Here is a 15,027-nt window from a genome sequence, read left to right as displayed (position 1 = left end):
GCAGGTCATCCCCGGCCGGACGACAGCTGCGGGGCCACGCCGGCGCGGGCCCCCACCGTCGCGTACAAGCAGATGGCGGCGGCGGTGGCCAGGTTGAGCGACTCGGCGCGGCCGTGGATCGGGACCCGCACGCGGTGGTCCGCGGCGGCGAACACCTCCGGGCCGGGGCCGTGCGCCTCGCTGCCGAGGATCCAGGCGACCGGTCCGGCGAGGATCGGGGTGGCCGCCGGGTCGTGCAGGTCGAGCTCACCACGACCGTCGGCGACCAGCGTGGTCAGTCCCGCGGACCGGCAGGCCTCGACCACAGCGGGTGCGTCCCGGTCGCGGGCCAGCGGGAGGTGGAAGACGCTGCCCGTGGAGGCGCGCACGGCCTTGCCGTTGTGCGGGTCGACCGTGTCACCGGCGAGCAGGACCGCGCCACAGCCGGCCGCGTCGGCGACCCGGATGACGGTGCCGACGTTGCCGGGGTCGGAGATGCCGGCACAGACGGTGACGAAATCGGCCGTCCGGTCCAGCGCCGTCGTGAGCGGCACGTCCAGCAGGTCGCAGACCGCCACCAGTCCCTGCGGCGTGACCGTCTCGGACAGACCGGCGGCCGCCTTCTCCGTGACGGGGAGGACCCGTGCGCCGTGCTCACGGGCGGCGTCGACGATGTCCGGGTGCCGGGCGGTCGCCGCGTCGGTCACGAACACCTCGTGCACACGGGCGTGGGTCAGTGCCTCGCGGACGGCCTGGGCCCCCTCGACGAGGAAACGCCCGGCCCGATCGCGCCCGGCGCGGCGCAGCAGCTTGCGGGCGGCTGCGACGCGCGGGGTGCGTTCGGTGCCGGGCGTGGAGTTCGCGGAGCGCCCATCGGCGCTGCGCGACCCGATACCGGTCACTTCAGGCCGCGGAGCCCTGCTCGGAACCGGTCGGCAGGTTCTCCTTGGCGACCTTGACCAGCGCGGCGAACGCGGCCGGGTCGCTGACGGCGATCTCGGCCAGGTTCTTGCGGTCGACCTCCACACCGGCGGCCTTCAGGCCCTGGATGAACCGGTTGTAGGTCAGGTCGTTGGCGCGGGCCGCGGCGTTGATCCGGGTGATCCACAGCTGCCGGAAGTCGCCCTTGCGCTGGCGACGGTCCCGGTAGGCGTAGGTCATCGAGTGGAGCATCTGCTCCTTGGCCTTGCGGTACAGGCGGGAACGCTGCCCGCGGTAACCGGCTGCCGACTCGAGCGTGGTACGCCGCTTCTTCTGGGCGTTCACCGCGCGCTTCACGCGTGCCATGGTTCGTCTCCTGAGATGGTTCGGCGCCCCTCGACGGGGGCGGGGGGACGCCGGAAGTTCGTTAGGGGCGGAAGGTCAGCGACCGAGCAGCTTCTTGATGCGCTTGACGTCCGGCTTGGCCACGTCGACCACGCCCGCCAGGTCGCGCTTCTCCTTGCTCGACTTGACCTCCAGCCGGTGCCGCAGGCCTGCCTGCTGACGCATCAGCTTGCCGCTGCCGGTGGTCCGGATCCGCTTCGCGGTCCCCTTGTGCGTCTTGTTCTTCGGCATGACGTATCCGTTCGGTGTCGCCCCCCGGCGGGCCGGGGGTCGTTTTCAGGTACTGCGTCCGCCCCCGCCCACCGGAGCCGGCGGGCGGAGAACGACCGTCACGCCTCGGCGTCGGCCGGGGCGTCGGAGGTGGCGGCGGCCGCGGACTTACGTGGCACCGGCTTCTTGGTCGGTGCCAGGACCATCGTCATGTTGCGGCCGTCCTGCTTGGGGGCGGCCTCGACCACGGCGATGTCCCCGATGTCCTCGGCCAGACGCTGGAGGAGCCGGTAGCCCAGCTCGGGGCGCGACTGCTCGCGACCACGGAACATGATCGTGACCTTGACCTTGTTGCCGCCCTCGAGGAAGCGACGGACGTGGCCGCGCTTCGTCTCGTAGTCGTGCTTGTCGATCTTCGGCCGGAGCTTCTGCTCCTTGATCACCGTGAGCTGCTGGTTGCGCCGGGACTCCCGGGCCTTCTGCGCGCTCTCGTACTTGAACTTGCCGTAGTCCATGAGCTTGCAGACCGGCGGACGAGCCTGACCGGCAACCTCGACCAGGTCGAGGTCGGCGTCCTGCGCCAGCCGGAGGGCGTCCTCGATACGCACGATCCCGACCTGCTCCCCGTTCGGGCCGACGAGGCGGACCTCGGGCACGCGGATGCGGTCGTTGATGCGGGGCTCTGTGCTGATGGGGTCTCCTGAGTGACTCGCTGTGTCGCTAACTACCTGCTGCCGGCGACGACAAGCGAAGACCCGTTGATCGACCGGTGGCGAACGAACGCCACGAGGCCGGACCATGGACCCGGACCGCTACGATCACGGCACGGGTGGGAGCGGGGCTCCACTTGACGCCCGAACACACGTGTCAACGCGAGCCCGGGTGGTCGCATTCCCGAGCATAGCAGCCCGCTCCGGACGTGACCGGGCGGGCCCGGGGGGCGACCGATCGCACCACGGCTACCGCTGGACGTTCCGACCGGCCGGTTGCACGGCGTCATGGTTCCGCGTACGACGTCCGATGAGGAGTATGAGGCCGACAGCCGATTCCGAGAGGACCTCCGCGGTGCCGACCGACCCCAGCAGTCCCGCCGTCTCGGTGTGCGTCCCTGTCTACCAGGGCGCGGCACACCTGGAGTCGACACTGCGCAGCGTGCTCGACCAGGACGCCGATCTCGAGGTCGTGGTCCGGGACAACGGCAGCACCGACGGCTCGTCCGACGTCGTCCGCGCACTCGGCGACCCGCGGATCCGGCTGGTCCGGGTGGAGACGACCGTGCCGATGGCCGAGAACTGGGCCAGGACCGTGGACCTCGCGCGGGCGGATCTGGTGAAGATCGTGTGCGCGGACGACCTCGTCGCGCCCGGCACGCTCGCCCAGCAGGTCGCGACGCTCGTCGCGGACCCGTCGCTGGCGATGGCCGTCGGCCGGACCGACATGATCGACGGTGCGGGGCGCACGCTGTTCGCGAACCGGCACCTGCCCCGGGCCCTGCTCGGCTCGCGCCCGGCCGCGGACGTGCTGCGGGCGGTCGTGCGGCACGGCGGCAACCCGATCGGCCCGTCCGCGGCCGTGACGTTCCGTCGGGCGCAGTACGAGGCGATCGGCGGCGTCGACGGCACCCTGCTGTTCACGATGGACCTGGACCTCTGGGTGCGGCTGCTGCGCCACGGCGGCCTGCACGGTGCGCCCGGCACGGCAGCCTCCTTCCGGGTCCACGCCCGGTCGGCGTCGGCCGCGGCGACCCGGGCGGAGTTCGCCGTCCAGCGGGAGTTCACCCGGCGGCTGGCCCGGGAGGCCGAGCAGGTCATCCGCCGTCGGGACCGCGCGATCGGCGTCGTGGGGAGCTACACCGCCCTGGCCCGGCGCTACGGGCTGTTCGTTCTCGGCGGGCTCCGGAAGCCGGCCACGGCGGGGCGCCGCTGACCGGCCGTCCGATCAGCCTGCGGACGCCGCCTTCGCCCGGCGACGGGTGGTGCCGGTCGCGGCACCGCTGGTCGCCGAACCGTTCTTCGCCGCGGCACCGGACCGCCGGCGCGGGGCCGGCGGCGTCTCGTCCGGGGTCACCAGATCGCGCAGGAAGCGACCGGTGTGGCTCTCCGGGTTCGCGGCGATCTGTTCCGGAGTGCCCTGCGCGACGACGGTGCCGCCACCGCCGCCTCCCTCCGGTCCCATGTCGATCACCCAGTCCGAGGTCTTGATGACGTCGAGGTTGTGCTCGATGACGATCACCGTGTTGCCCTTGTCGACCAGCCCCTGGATCACCGCGAGCAGCTTGCGGATGTCCTCGAAGTGCAGCCCGGTCGTCGGCTCGTCGAGGATGTAGACGGTCCGGCCGTTGCTGCGCTTCTGCAGCTCGGACGCCAGCTTCACCCGCTGCGCCTCACCGCCGGACAGCGTCGGTGCCGGCTGCCCGAGCCGGACGTAGCCGAGCCCGACGTCGACCAGGGTCCTCAGGTAGCGGCTGATCGAGGTGATCGGCTCGAAGAACCCCGCGGCCTCCTCGATCGGCATGTCCAGGACGTCGGAGACCGTCTTGCCCTTGTAGTGGACCTCCAGGGTCTCCCGGTTGTAGCGGGCCCCCTTGCAGACCTCGCAGGGGACGTAGACGTCCGGCAGGAAGTTCATCTCGATCTTGATCGTGCCGTCTCCGGTGCACGCCTCGCAGCGGCCGCCCTTGACGTTGAACGAGAACCGGCCCTCGGCGTAACCGCGGACCTTCGCCTCGGTGGTCGCGGCGAACAGCTTCCGGATCTTGTCCCACACCCCGGTGTAGGTGGCGGGGTTGGAGCGCGGGGTCCGCCCGATCGGCGACTGGTCGACCCGGACGAGCTTGTCGAGCTGCTCCACGCCGTTGATCCGGGTGTGCCGGCCCGGGACCTGGCGGGCGCCGTTGAGCTTGTTCGCCAGCACGGTGGCCAGGATGTCGTTGATCAGCGTGGACTTGCCGGAACCGGACACCCCGGTGACCGACACCAGCCCGCCGAGCGGGACGTCGACGTCGATCCCGCGCAGGTTGTGCTCCCGCGCCCCGACGACGGTCAGCTTCCGTGCCGGGTCGAGCTCGCGGCGCTCCGGCAGCGGGATCGACCTGCGCCCGGACAGGTAGGCGCCGGTCAACGACGTGTCGTGCGACTCCAGACCGGCGACCGTGCCCGAGTGGACGATGTGCCCGCCGTGCTCGCCGGCACCGGGGCCGATGTCGACCGCCCAGTCCGAGGCACGGATGGTGTCCTCGTCGTGCTCCACGACGATGAGCGTGTTCCCGAGCTCCTTGAGCCTGGTCAGGGTGTCGATGAGACGCCGGTTGTCCCGCTGGTGCAGCCCGATCGACGGCTCGTCGAGCACGTACAGGACGCCCACCAGGCCGGACCCGATCTGCGTCGCCAGCCGGATCCGCTGTGCCTCGCCACCGGACAGCGTGCCCGCCGCGCGGTCGAGCGAGAGGTAGTCCAATCCGACGTCGAGCAGGAAGCCGAGCCGGGCCTGGACCTCCTTCAGCACCGCGCCGGCGATCATGGCCTGGCGGTCGTCGAGCACCATGCCGGTGAGGAACTCGGAGCACTCGGCGACCGACATGTTCGAGACCTGGGCGATCGACCGCTGCCCCAGCGTCTCGTGGGGCAGTGTCACCGACAGGACCTCGGGCCGCAGCCGCGCTCCCCCGCAGGCAGGACACGGGATGTCCCGCATGTAGCCCTCGTAGCGCTCGCGCTGCGACTCCGACTCGGTCTGCTCCAGGCGCCGCTCCAGGAACGGCATGACGCCCTCGAAGCTGGCGTAGTACGAGCGCTCCCGGCCGTACCGGTTGCGGTAACGGACGTGCACCTGGTCGTCGCTGCCGTTCAGCACCGCCTTCTGGGCGGCCGCCGGCAGCTTGCGCCACGGGGTGTCCATCCGGAAGCCGACGGCCTGCGACAACCCGGAGAGCAGGCGCCCGAAGTACTCGGCGTTGTGCCCGCTCGACCAGGGCGCGATCGCGCCGTCGGCCAGGGACAGGTCCGGATCGGGGACGACGAGCTCCGGGTCGACCTCCTTCTTGATCCCGAGACCGGTGCAGGCCGGGCAGGCACCGTAGGGCGAGTTGAAGGAGAAGGTGCGCGGTTCGAGGTCGTCGACGGCCAGGGCGTGCCCGTTCGGGCAGGCCATCCTCTCGGAGAACCGGCACTCGCGGCCCGGGTCGTCGTCCGGGAGGTCCACGAAGTCGAGGACGACGAGCCCGTCGGCCAGCCGCAGCGCGGTCTCCACCGAGTCGGTGAGCCGCTGCTTGGCGGTCGCCTTCACCGAGAGCCGGTCGACGACGACGGAGATGTCGTGCTTCTCCTGCTTCTTCAGCTTGGGCGGGTCGCTGAGCTGGTGCACCGTGCCGTCGACCAGGACCCGGGAGTAGCCCTGGGACTGCAGGGTGGAGAACAGGTCGACGAACTCGCCCTTACGGGTCCGCACGACCGGGGCCAGCACCTGGAAGCGGCTGCCCTGCTCCATCCCGAGGACCTGGTCGACGATCTGCTGCGGGGTCTGCTTCTCGATCCGGTGGCCGCACTGCGGGCAGTGCGGGACACCGGCCCTGGCGTAGAGCAGCCGCAGGTAGTCGTGGATCTCGGTGATCGTGCCGACCGTCGAGCGCGGGTTGCGGTTGGTCGACTTCTGGTCGATCGAGACCGCCGGGGACAGGCCCTCGATGAAGTCGACGTCGGGCTTGTCCATCTGGCCGAGGAACTGCCGGGCGTAGGCCGACAGCGACTCGACGTACCGCCGCTGGCCCTCGGCGAAGATCGTGTCGAACGCGAGGCTGGACTTGCCGGAGCCCGAGAGCCCGGTGAACACGATCATGCTGTCGCGGGGCAGGTCGATGTCGACGCCCTGCAGGTTGTGCTCGCGCGCGCCGCGCACGACCAGCTTCGGACCGCTCGGGACGGGCGACACGCCCGGGGACGTGCCGGCGTCACGACGGTCGGTGCTCTGGTCGCTCACGTTCGCGCCTCCTGGAACAGCGGGGTCTCGGGACGGGACCCGGTAATGACGCCCGCGGGGGGTCGGGACATTCCCGCGACCGGGCCGTGGCTTCCGGCCGACGACCGGCAACGGGCCGTCTCCACGTCCGCCACCGATGCTAGGTCGCACCACCGACAAGAACCCGTCGAGCAGGCGTCTTCCCAGGTCCTCCGCGGTGGACGCACCCCGGCACGCGCCGGTCGGTACGCCTCCAGGGTAATCGTACGCATGTTCGATCCGTGAGCGACCCCACCCGTGCGGCCGGTGGATTCCCCCACCGCCGATGTCGTCCCCGGCCGCTACCCTCGCGCCGTGGACGTCCTGGAGAACTACACCGGTCACACCGACCCGGGTGGCGCGGCCATCCGCCGCGACCTCGAGAAGCTGAGCATCAGCAAGGTCTCGGTCGGCGAGATGGACAACAACGCCTACCTGCTCGTGTGCAAGGAGACGAGCGAGGCGCTGCTCATCGACGCGGCCGCCGAGCCCACCCGGATCGCCGACCTCATCGGCGCGACCAACGAGCGCCCGGACCTGCGACACCTGGTCACCACCCACCGCCACCCCGACCACTGGCAGGCGCTGGGTGCGGTCGCCGGCATGTTCGAGCCCCGGCTGATCGCGCACCCGCAGGACGCGCCGGAGCTGCCGGCGCCGATGGACGAGCTCGTCGACGACGGGGACACCATTGTCTTCGGCGGCATCACGCTGGAGGTCATCCACCTGCGCGGGCACACGCCGGGCTCGATCGCGCTGCTCTACCGGGGCGAGGACCGGCCCCACCTGTTCACCGGGGACAGCCTCTTCCCCGGCGGCCCGGGGAAGACCTGGTCGGCGGAGGACAACGCGCAGCTGATCGGCGATCTCGAGGGGCGGGTGTTCGGCACGCTCCCCGACGACACCTGGTTCTACCCGGGCCACGGCGACGACTCGACGCTCGGCAACGAGCGGCCGGGGCTACCGGAGTGGAAGTCGCGCGGCTGGTAGTAGCTGCTGCCCCGGGCACACCGCACCCGCGAGCGGACCTCGCACCGGCTGGACCCGGTACGGGGCCCGGGCGCGGAGTGCGATGCCCGGGCAGAACTGTGTTCCCGGTCCGAGCGGCCGGGTGAGAGCCGGTTCAGCGGGCGAGCCTGCGCGCGTTCCGCCGCACCCGGTCGCGCACCGGGGTCAGTGCCCGCCCGGCGGCGGCCGGCCCGGGCACGGTGGTCGCCGCGACGACCCCGGCCCGGGTGAACGCCTCGATCTTCTCGGTCCACATCCGCGTGTACTCCCGGCGCGCGGCCGCACCGGGCGGTACGCCACCCGACAGCAGGGCGACGGTCCGGTACCCGATCACCCACGGCGCGGTGACCGCGATCTCGGTGAGCTGCAGCCATGGCCGGACCCAGTCGGTCGCGGACGGTGTTCGGGTGCGGGGCGCCATCGTGGCGAGGCTACTGCGACGCCTCGGAACCGTGCAGCCGTGCCCCGGCGGAGCGTGGGGCCGGGAGGTGCCGACGCGCTACGTTCTGCCCGCAGCGGGGGTCGGCACCGAGGGGGATCGCGATGGTGTTCAGGAAGCTCAAGGCCCGGTTCGGCGGTGGCACGACGGTCGACACGGTGGTGCACACCCCGGTCGCGCAGCCGGGCGGGTTCCTCGACGGGGTCGTCGAGGTCGTCGGTGGCGAGTTCGAGCAGCAGATCAACCACCTGACGCTCCGTCTCGAGGTCGAGGTGGAGGTCGAGCGGAACGACAACGAGCACCGCTCGACGATGTCGTTCGCCGAGCAGCGGGTCGCCGACCCGTTCGTCCTGCACCCCGGCGAACGGCACTCGGTCCCGTTCCGGTTCGGGGTGCCGCTGCAGGCGCCGTTCAACGTGGTGCACGGGCATGACCTGCCCGGTGTCCGGATGGGCCTGCGGACCGAGCTGGACATCGCGGGCTCGCTCGACAGGGGCGATCTCGACCCGGTGCGGATCGAGCCGATCCCGGCGCAGCAGCAGCTGCTGGCCGCGTTCGAGCGGGCCGGCTGCCACTTCCGGCGGGCCGACGTCGAGAAGGGCCGGCTGCCGGGGGCACAGCTCGGCTTCTACCAGGAGGTCGAGTTCACCCCGCCGCGCGACGTGGCCCGCGGGTTGAAGGAGGTCGAGGTGACCTTCCTGGCCGGGCCGCACACGATCGACGTCCTGATCGAGGGCGACCGGCGCGGCGGGTTCCTCGACACCGGCGGCGACCGGACCGTCCGGCTGACCGTCGCGTACGACCACCTGGAGCAGCACGACTGGACGTCGGAGGTGCGCCGGCACCTGGAGGAGCTGGCACGGCGACGGGGCCTGTTCGGCTGATCCGCTGCCTCAGCTCCCAATCCGGCCGCCGGTTCAGGTGCGGAGCTCCGTTCGAGGCTCGGCACCGGCGGCGGCGTACAGCTCGCGCCAGCGGACGGCGGACAACCGGTCGAGCGGCCGGTCCGCCAGTTTCCAGGCCGCGGGAACGGCGACGGCCAGCAGCTCCGGCCCGAGGAGACCGGCGTCGTCGAGCTCGGCGAGCAGCAACGGCGCCCGGTTCCCACCGACCCGGGCGACGGCGGCGTCCCACTCCGCCGGGTCGAGCGGGCGGTCCCGGTCGAGCAGCGCGTTCACCGTGATCTCGTAGAGGGCCTGGCTCATCCCGCCGAGGCTGCCAGCCGACCCGGTCGTTCGGCGACCGGCGGAGGATCCGCGCCATGCGGGCGTACTCGGCAGGAACCACCGTCGGCTGGACACGCCGCTCGTCGTCCACCACGGACGGTCACCGTTACGAGGCGACCGGCCGTCGTTACTGCTCCGAACGGCCGCTGTGCCACCCGTGACGCCCACCTAACGTCGCGAACCGATGAGCGCTCCCCACGCTGACGACCATGACACCGCCCACCCCGAGGACCGACGCAACGGGCATCCCTCCGCGACCGTCCTGGACGGGCCGGTGGTGCCGTCCCCCCGCGCGTCGCCCGCCCCGGACGCCGTGCCCGACCCCGCTGAGCCGGACGGAACCCCTCTGCCCGATGACCCGGCCGGGCTCGACGTGCCGGGGCCCGGTGCCGCCGACACCGGAGCGGGCGGTACCGCCGTGCTCGGTGCCGGCGGTGCGGCCGGGACCGGCGGATCCCAGGGCATCCCCGCCCAGCAGAGCCGGCAGGGCACCGTCCCCCCGACCCTCCACCCGGGTCGGCCCGGCTCCGGCGCACCCCTCACCGTTCCCGCCCCTGCGGGACTTCCCGGCGCGATCCCGCCGGCGGGGCCCGGGCCGTGGACCCCGGGCGCGGCCGGGCCGGACGGACGAGCGGCGGGGTTCCCGACCGGGCAGCCCACCCCGCCCATGCCGTGGCCCGCGGTCCGGCCCACCATCGGTGCCCCGGTTCCCACGGTGCAGCCGGACGAACCGCAGGCCGCACCGGCGTGGCGGCGGGCTCTCGACAGCCTCGAACCCGCCCGGCTCTCCGGGCTCTCGGCGTCGCTGCGCGGCACCGTCGGGCACCGGACGGCGGCGGTGACCGTGGGCGCGACACTGGCCCTGGCCGTCGGCGTGCTCGTGGCCGCCTACTCCGGGACCGGGCAGGAGAGCGGCGACCCGCAGTCGGCTCCGGCCCCGGCTCCGGTCGCGGTGCCCCCCGACCTGGTCTCCGGAACGACCGCCGCCGACCCGGCCGCGTTCGGCGTCGCCCCGGCGTTCACCTCCCCGTCCGGCAACATCGCCTGCCGGATCCACGGCGGCGAGGCCCGCTGCGACGTGGAGAACAAGCGGTGGACGCCCACCGGCGCCGAGGACTGCACCGACGCCGGGCTCGTCGTCGGCGGTCCCGCCGGGGCCCGGGCGAGCTGCACGGGCACCCCCGTCGAGGGGGACGCGGCCGAGCTCGACTACCGCACGCACCTGACCCGCGGGGACGTCACCTGCGTCAGCCGGCGCTCCGGCGTCGAGTGCCGGGACGCCCGGAGCGGGCACGGTTTCACGGTGGCCCGGTCGTCGTACCGGCTGTACTAGCCCTCGGCTAGCGTCGCCCACCGTGACGGTGGTCGTGGAGATCTTCACCGACGGCGCGTGCGTCCCGAACCCGGGACCGGGTGGCTGGGGCGCGGTGCTGCGGTACGGCGAGCACGAGCGCGAGCTGCACGGCGGCGAATCGGGGATGACCACGAACAACCGCATGGAGCTCACCGCCCCGATCCGGGCGCTGACGGCACTGACCCGGCCGAGCGTCGTCCACCTGCACACCGACAGCACCTACGTCCGGAACGGGATCACCCAGTGGGTGCCGCGCTGGAAGACGCGTGGCTGGCGGACCGCGGCCGGCGAGCCGGTGAAGAACGACGATCTCTGGCGGGAGCTCGACGAGGCGGTCCGGCGCCACGACGTGTCGTGGTTCTGGGTGCGCGGGCACTCGGGCCATCCGGAGAACGAGCGCGCCGACCGGCTCGCTGCGAAGGGATGCGAGGAGGCCGGCGGCCGGGTGGCCGCGCCACCACGGGCCCGCGGGCGGCGCTCGCAGGCGTGACCCGCGCGGGGCGGGCGTCGTACGGCGGTCCCGGACGCTGTCGGTGGTCTCGGATACCGTCCGGCGCGACCCCGACCCCCGGAGAGACGCACCCGTGACCGACTCGTTCCCCCGCCTGCACGCCCGTACCCGCCGCTTCTCGCTCGGCGTCCCCCGCGGCTTCACCCTCGCCCCGGACGGCTCCCGCGCGGTGTTCCTCCGCAGCCGCTCCGGGACGGACCCGGTGACCTGCCTGTGGTCGGTCGACGCGGCGACCGGTGCGGAACGGCTGCTGGTGGACCCGGCGACGGTCCCCGGGCTGCCCGGCGAGGAGGACCTGCCCGCCGCGGAACGGGCCCGGCGGGAACGGGTGCGGGAACAGGCGGGCGGTGTCGTCGGGTACACGGTGGACACCGCGGTGGAACGGGCGGTGTTCGCGCTGTCCGGGCGGCCGTTCACGGTCGCGCTGACCGGTGAGCCTGCCGTGCGCCCGCTGGACGTCGGCGCGATCGAGGCCGTCGTCGATCCGCGGATCGACCCGTCCGGGGCGCGAGTCGCGTTCGTCGCGGACCGCGCGCTGCACCTGCACGACCTCGCCGCCGGCACCACGGACCGGCTGGCCGGGGACGACGACGCGAACGTGTCCTACGGCCTGGCGGACTTCGCGGCGGCCGAGGAGATGGGCCGGACCCGCGGCTTCTGGTGGTCCCCCGCGGGAGACGCGCTGCTCGTGGCGCGCGTCGACGAGTCCCCGGTCGAGCGCTGGCACATCGCCGACCCGGCGCACCCGGCCCGGGTCCCCACCGAGGTGCGCTACCCGGCCGCGGGCACCGCGAACGCCGTCGTCGGCCTGGAGATCGTCACGCTCGACGGCGACCGCACGCCCGTGGCCTGGGACGGCACCGTCCACGAGTACCTCGCCACGGCCGGATGGGACGCGCACGGCCCGCTGCTGTCCGTGCAGCCGCGCGACCAGCGCGAGGTGCGCACGCTCGCCGTCGATCCCGCGACGGGGGCGACGAGCACCCTGCACTCGCAGACCGACCCGGTGTGGGTGGAGAACGTGCCGGGCGTCCCGGCGCGGACGGCGTCCGGGGTGCTCGTGCGGGTGGAGGACTCCGGCGGCGCGCGGCGGCTGGTCGCCGGGGACGCCGTGCTGACCGGGCCGGACCTGCAGGTGCGCGCGGTCCTCGGGATCGACGGGGAGACGGTGCTGTTCCGCGCCTCGGCCGAGCCGACATCGGTGGCGCTCTACTCGGTCGCCGCCGGTTCGGAACCCGTCCTGCTGTCCGCGGCGGAGGGTCTGCACACGGGAGTCGCGGCGGGCGGCACCCTGGTCCGGATCTCGCAGGATCTCGACACCGCGCCGCACGCCGTGCTGGTCACCGCCGCCGGTGCGACGCACCCGATCGCCGGGTACGCGGTGGAACCCGGCTTCTCCCCCGCTCCCACGCTGCACACCTTCGGCGAGCGGGAGCTGCGGACGGCGCTGTTCCTGCCGGCCGGGCACGTGCCCGGCACGAAGGTTCCGGTGCTCCTGGATCCCTACGGCGGCCCGCACTCGCAACGCGTCGTCCGGTCCCGCAACGCCCACCTGACCAGTCGCTGGTTCGCCGACCAGGGTTTCGCGGTGCTCGTGACCGACGGCCGGGGCTCCCCCGGGCGCGGGCCCGAGTTCGAGCGGGCGATCCACGGCGACCTCGCCGGGCCGGTGCTGGAGGACCAGATCGCGGCGCTGCACGCAGCCGCCGGACAGCACCCCGATCTGGATCTCACCCGGGTCGGCATCCGCGGCTGGTCGTTCGGCGGCTACCTGGCCGCACTCGCGGTGCTGCGTCGCCCGGACGTCTTCCACGCCGCCGTCGCGGGGGCCCCGGTCACCGACTGGTCGCTCTACGACACCCACTACACCGAGCGCTACCTCGGCCTGCCCGGCGGCGCCCCGTACACCCGCTCGTCCATCGTGGACGACGCCGCGACACCGCCGACCGCGGATGCGCCGCACCGGCCGCTGATGATCGTGCACGGCCTGGCCGACGACAACGTCGTCGCCGCGCACACGCTGCGGCTGTCCTCGGCGCTGCTCGCGGCAGGCCGCCCGCACCGGGTGCTGCCGCTGTCCGGGGTCACGCACATGACGCCGCAGGAGGTCGTCGCGGAGAACCTGCTCCTGCTCCAGGTCGGGTTCCTGCGTGATGCCCTCGGTGTCTGAAATCTCCCAAATCTCCCGGTCCGCTGGCTAGGCTCACGTCGTGGCGCAGCCCCCGGAACCACAGCCTGTCGAACCGCAGGACCCGCACACCGTCGGCCGGTACCGGATCACCGGTGTCCTCGGCGCCGGCGGGATGGGGCGGGTGCTGCTGGGTGTCGCTCCGGACGGCCGCCGCGCGGCGATCAAGCTCGTGCATCGCGAGCTCGCCGGAACGGACGGTTTCCGGGCCCGGTTCCGCCGCGAGGTCGCCCTCGCCGCGCAGGCCCCACCGGGCTGGACGGCGGCGTTCCTCGACGCCGACCCGGACGCCGAGCAGCCCTGGCTGGCGACGGCCTACCTGGACGCCCCCACCCTGCACCAGGAGATCGCCGAGAGCGGGACGCTGTCACCCGACCGGGCGGCGGACCTCGGGGTGGGGCTGGCGTCGGCGCTGGCCGCGCTGCACGCGCGGGGGCTGGTGCACCGCGACCTCAAACCGTCGAACGTGCTGCTCACCGGCGGCGGGCCACGTCTGATCGACTTCGGGATCTCGCGGGCTGTCGACGGGACCGCGCTCACCGCGACCGGGCAGGTCATCGGCACGCCCGAGTACCTGTCCCCCGAGCAGATCACCGGGACCCCGCCGACCGGCACGTCCGCGGACCTGTTCGCGCTCGGCTCGCTGCTGACCTTCGTCGTGACCGCGCAGACGCCGTTCGCGGGCGGGACCGCGGCCGCCGTCCTGTCCCGGGTGGTGCATGCGGAGCCGGCGCTCGGGCCGGGACTGGGGCGACTGGAGCCGGTGGTGCGGGCGCTGCTGGACAAGGACCCGGTCCGGCGCCCGGACGCGGAGCGCGCGGCGGAGCTCCTGGCCGGCGGGGCGCACACCGCCGGCGCGGGGGGCACCGAGCCCGCGGGTCCACCGGCGGAGTCACCTCCGGCGGGACACGGGCCGGCGGGGCCCGCTCCGGTCGTCCCGGGCGGGCCGTTCGGGCCCGGCGGGACCCGGCGGTCGACCCGGCCCTGGTGGACCGACGGCACCGCGCCGGGCGACGGCGGCCTCCCCCAGACCCGGCGACCGCCGTCCGGTGCACCGAGCGGCTCGTCGACGAGCTCACCGGATGCCCGCGGCCCGGAACGTTCCGCCGCGGCGACGGCGAGCGGTGGCGCACCCGGCACTCGTGCGGAGACGGTCCCGCCGACGCTGGTGGGCGCACCACCGGGGCCGGGCGAGGCGTGGCGGCGACGTCGATGGCTGCTGGTCGCCGGTGCTGTCGCGGTCGCGCTGGTCGTCGCGCTCGTCGCCGGGATCCTGCTGAGCGGCGGCGGCGATCCCGATGGCGCCGTGGCCGGTCCGGCGGAGACCACGACCGCGCCGCCACCACCGCCGACCCCTCCGACGACCACGACCGCCGCAGCCGACGATCTGCTCGCGGGCGCGACCGTCGTGGACCTCTCCGAGGACGTCCGGTACGGCGACACCGACGGGTCGCTGCGGTTCCGTTCCCCCAGCGGCAACATCGCCTGCGTGCTGGAGGAGTTCGCGGCGCGCTGCGACGTGCTCGAACGGACCTGGGAGGTGCCGCCGGTGCCCGCGTCGTGCCGGCTCGCCCACGGCACCGGCGCCGAGCTGGCCGGGGCCGCACCCGGTGCGCTGACCTGCGTCGGGGACACGGTCGCCGACCCCTCGCTGCCGGTGCTGGAGTTCGACCGGGCACTGCGCAGCCGGGAGGTCACCTGCGTGAGCCGCCGGACCGGAGTGGAGTGTCGCAACACGACGACCGGGCACGGCATCGCGGTGGCACGGGCGTCCTACCGGATCTACTGACCGGG

At 73.6% G+C, this 15,027-nt stretch carries 14 protein-coding genes; 7 read left to right on the top strand and 7 right to left on the bottom strand.

What is annotated here, in order from left to right; translation table 11 throughout:
• Positions 1-5: 5 nt before the first annotated feature.
• From JOF36_RS15110 to infC, 4 genes are all read right to left on the bottom strand, one after another.
• Complete coding sequence (locus tag JOF36_RS15110; protein ID WP_210035671.1) at positions 6-872, bottom strand: TrmH family RNA methyltransferase; 867 nt, start codon at positions 870-872, stop codon at positions 6-8.
• Positions 873-882: 10 nt separating this feature from the next.
• Entirely contained in the window at positions 883-1,266 is a 384-nt protein-coding gene (gene rplT / locus JOF36_RS15105; RefSeq protein ID WP_210027479.1) for a 50S ribosomal protein L20, read from the bottom strand.
• Positions 1,267-1,341: 75 nt separating this feature from the next.
• The gene (gene rpmI, locus JOF36_RS15100; RefSeq protein ID WP_210027478.1) at positions 1,342-1,536 is read right to left on the bottom strand and encodes a 50S ribosomal protein L35; all 195 of its coding nucleotides are present in this window, start codon (positions 1,534-1,536) and stop codon (positions 1,342-1,344) included.
• 98 nt (positions 1,537-1,634) lie between these two features.
• Positions 1,635-2,315, bottom strand: coding sequence for a translation initiation factor IF-3 (infC, locus tag JOF36_RS15095; RefSeq protein WP_372447382.1), 681 nt, complete (start codon positions 2,313-2,315; stop codon positions 1,635-1,637).
• 265 nt (positions 2,316-2,580) lie between these two features.
• Here infC and JOF36_RS15090 point away from each other — a divergent pair, with 265 nt between their 5' ends.
• Complete coding sequence (locus JOF36_RS15090; protein WP_210027476.1) at positions 2,581-3,441, top strand: glycosyltransferase; 861 nt, start codon at positions 2,581-2,583, stop codon at positions 3,439-3,441.
• 12 nt (positions 3,442-3,453) lie between these two features.
• Here the strand turns inward: JOF36_RS15090 and uvrA are convergent, their stop codons facing one another.
• Positions 3,454-6,441, bottom strand: coding sequence for an excinuclease ABC subunit UvrA (gene uvrA / locus JOF36_RS15085; RefSeq protein WP_210035667.1), 2,988 nt, complete (start codon positions 6,439-6,441; stop codon positions 3,454-3,456).
• Between the two features lie 381 nt (positions 6,442-6,822).
• Between uvrA and JOF36_RS15080 the strand changes: the two genes are divergently transcribed.
• The gene (locus tag JOF36_RS15080; RefSeq protein WP_210027474.1) at positions 6,823-7,497 is read left to right on the top strand and encodes an MBL fold metallo-hydrolase; all 675 of its coding nucleotides are present in this window, start codon (positions 6,823-6,825) and stop codon (positions 7,495-7,497) included.
• A gap of 133 nt (positions 7,498-7,630) precedes the next feature.
• Here JOF36_RS15080 and JOF36_RS15075 read toward each other — a convergent pair whose 3' ends face one another.
• Positions 7,631-7,936 carry a hypothetical protein gene (locus tag JOF36_RS15075; RefSeq protein WP_210027472.1) on the bottom strand — a complete coding sequence of 102 codons (306 nt, stop codon included), beginning with the start codon at positions 7,934-7,936 and terminating at the stop codon, positions 7,631-7,633.
• Between the two features lie 122 nt (positions 7,937-8,058).
• Between JOF36_RS15075 and JOF36_RS15070 the strand changes: the two genes are divergently transcribed.
• Complete coding sequence (locus tag JOF36_RS15070; RefSeq protein ID WP_210027470.1) at positions 8,059-8,838, top strand: sporulation protein; 780 nt, start codon at positions 8,059-8,061, stop codon at positions 8,836-8,838.
• Positions 8,839-8,871: 33 nt separating this feature from the next.
• Here JOF36_RS15070 and JOF36_RS15065 read toward each other — a convergent pair whose 3' ends face one another.
• Complete coding sequence (locus JOF36_RS15065) at positions 8,872-9,159, bottom strand: hypothetical protein (protein WP_210027469.1); 288 nt, start codon at positions 9,157-9,159, stop codon at positions 8,872-8,874.
• A 205-nt stretch (positions 9,160-9,364) separates the two neighbouring features.
• On the opposite strand from JOF36_RS15065, the gene JOF36_RS15060 reads away from it, so the two are divergent.
• The 4 genes from JOF36_RS15060 (at position 9,365) to JOF36_RS15045 (ending at position 15,022) form a co-directional block, all read left to right on the top strand.
• Positions 9,365-10,513 (top strand): hypothetical protein, encoded by a 1,149-nt coding sequence (locus JOF36_RS15060; protein ID WP_210027468.1) that lies wholly within the window; start codon positions 9,365-9,367, stop codon positions 10,511-10,513.
• 28 nt (positions 10,514-10,541) lie between these two features.
• The gene (gene rnhA / locus JOF36_RS15055) at positions 10,542-11,024 is read left to right on the top strand and encodes a ribonuclease HI (RefSeq protein WP_210035665.1); all 483 of its coding nucleotides are present in this window, start codon (positions 10,542-10,544) and stop codon (positions 11,022-11,024) included.
• 94 nt (positions 11,025-11,118) lie between these two features.
• On the top strand, positions 11,119-13,215 hold the full coding sequence (locus JOF36_RS15050) for a prolyl oligopeptidase family serine peptidase (RefSeq protein WP_210027467.1): 2,097 nt from the start codon (positions 11,119-11,121) through the stop codon (positions 13,213-13,215).
• A gap of 40 nt (positions 13,216-13,255) precedes the next feature.
• Positions 13,256-15,022 carry a serine/threonine-protein kinase gene (locus tag JOF36_RS15045; RefSeq protein WP_210027466.1) on the top strand — a complete coding sequence of 589 codons (1,767 nt, stop codon included), beginning with the start codon at positions 13,256-13,258 and terminating at the stop codon, positions 15,020-15,022.
• Positions 15,023-15,027: the final 5 nt, after the last annotated feature.

It is taken from the genome of Pseudonocardia parietis (assembly GCF_017876315.1).
Lineage (GTDB): Bacteria > Actinomycetota > Actinomycetes > Mycobacteriales > Pseudonocardiaceae > Pseudonocardia > Pseudonocardia parietis.
Note: the sequence above shows the minus strand (reverse complement) of the source record. Positions and strands in the feature narration are given on the sequence as shown.

What these genes read in the sequence shown, in the direction of transcription:
- rplT (WP_210027479.1), bottom strand. Translation starts at nt 1,266, where the DNA reads ATGGCACGCGTGAAGCGCGCGGTGAACGCCCAGAAGAAGCGGCGTACC.
- rpmI (WP_210027478.1), bottom strand. Translation starts at nt 1,536, where the DNA reads ATGCCGAAGAACAAGACGCACAAGGGGACCGCGAAGCGGATCCGGACC.
- infC (WP_372447382.1), bottom strand. Translation starts at nt 2,315, where the DNA reads ATGGTCCGGCCTCGTGGCGTTCGTTCGCCACCGGTCGATCAACGGGTC.
- JOF36_RS15075 (WP_210027472.1), bottom strand. Translation starts at nt 7,936, where the DNA reads ATGGCGCCCCGCACCCGAACACCGTCCGCGACCGACTGGGTCCGGCCA.
- JOF36_RS15070 (WP_210027470.1), top strand. Translation starts at nt 8,059, where the DNA reads ATGGTGTTCAGGAAGCTCAAGGCCCGGTTCGGCGGTGGCACGACGGTC.
- JOF36_RS15065 (WP_210027469.1), bottom strand. Translation starts at nt 9,159, where the DNA reads ATGAGCCAGGCCCTCTACGAGATCACGGTGAACGCGCTGCTCGACCGG.
- JOF36_RS15060 (WP_210027468.1), top strand. Translation starts at nt 9,365, where the DNA reads ATGAGCGCTCCCCACGCTGACGACCATGACACCGCCCACCCCGAGGAC.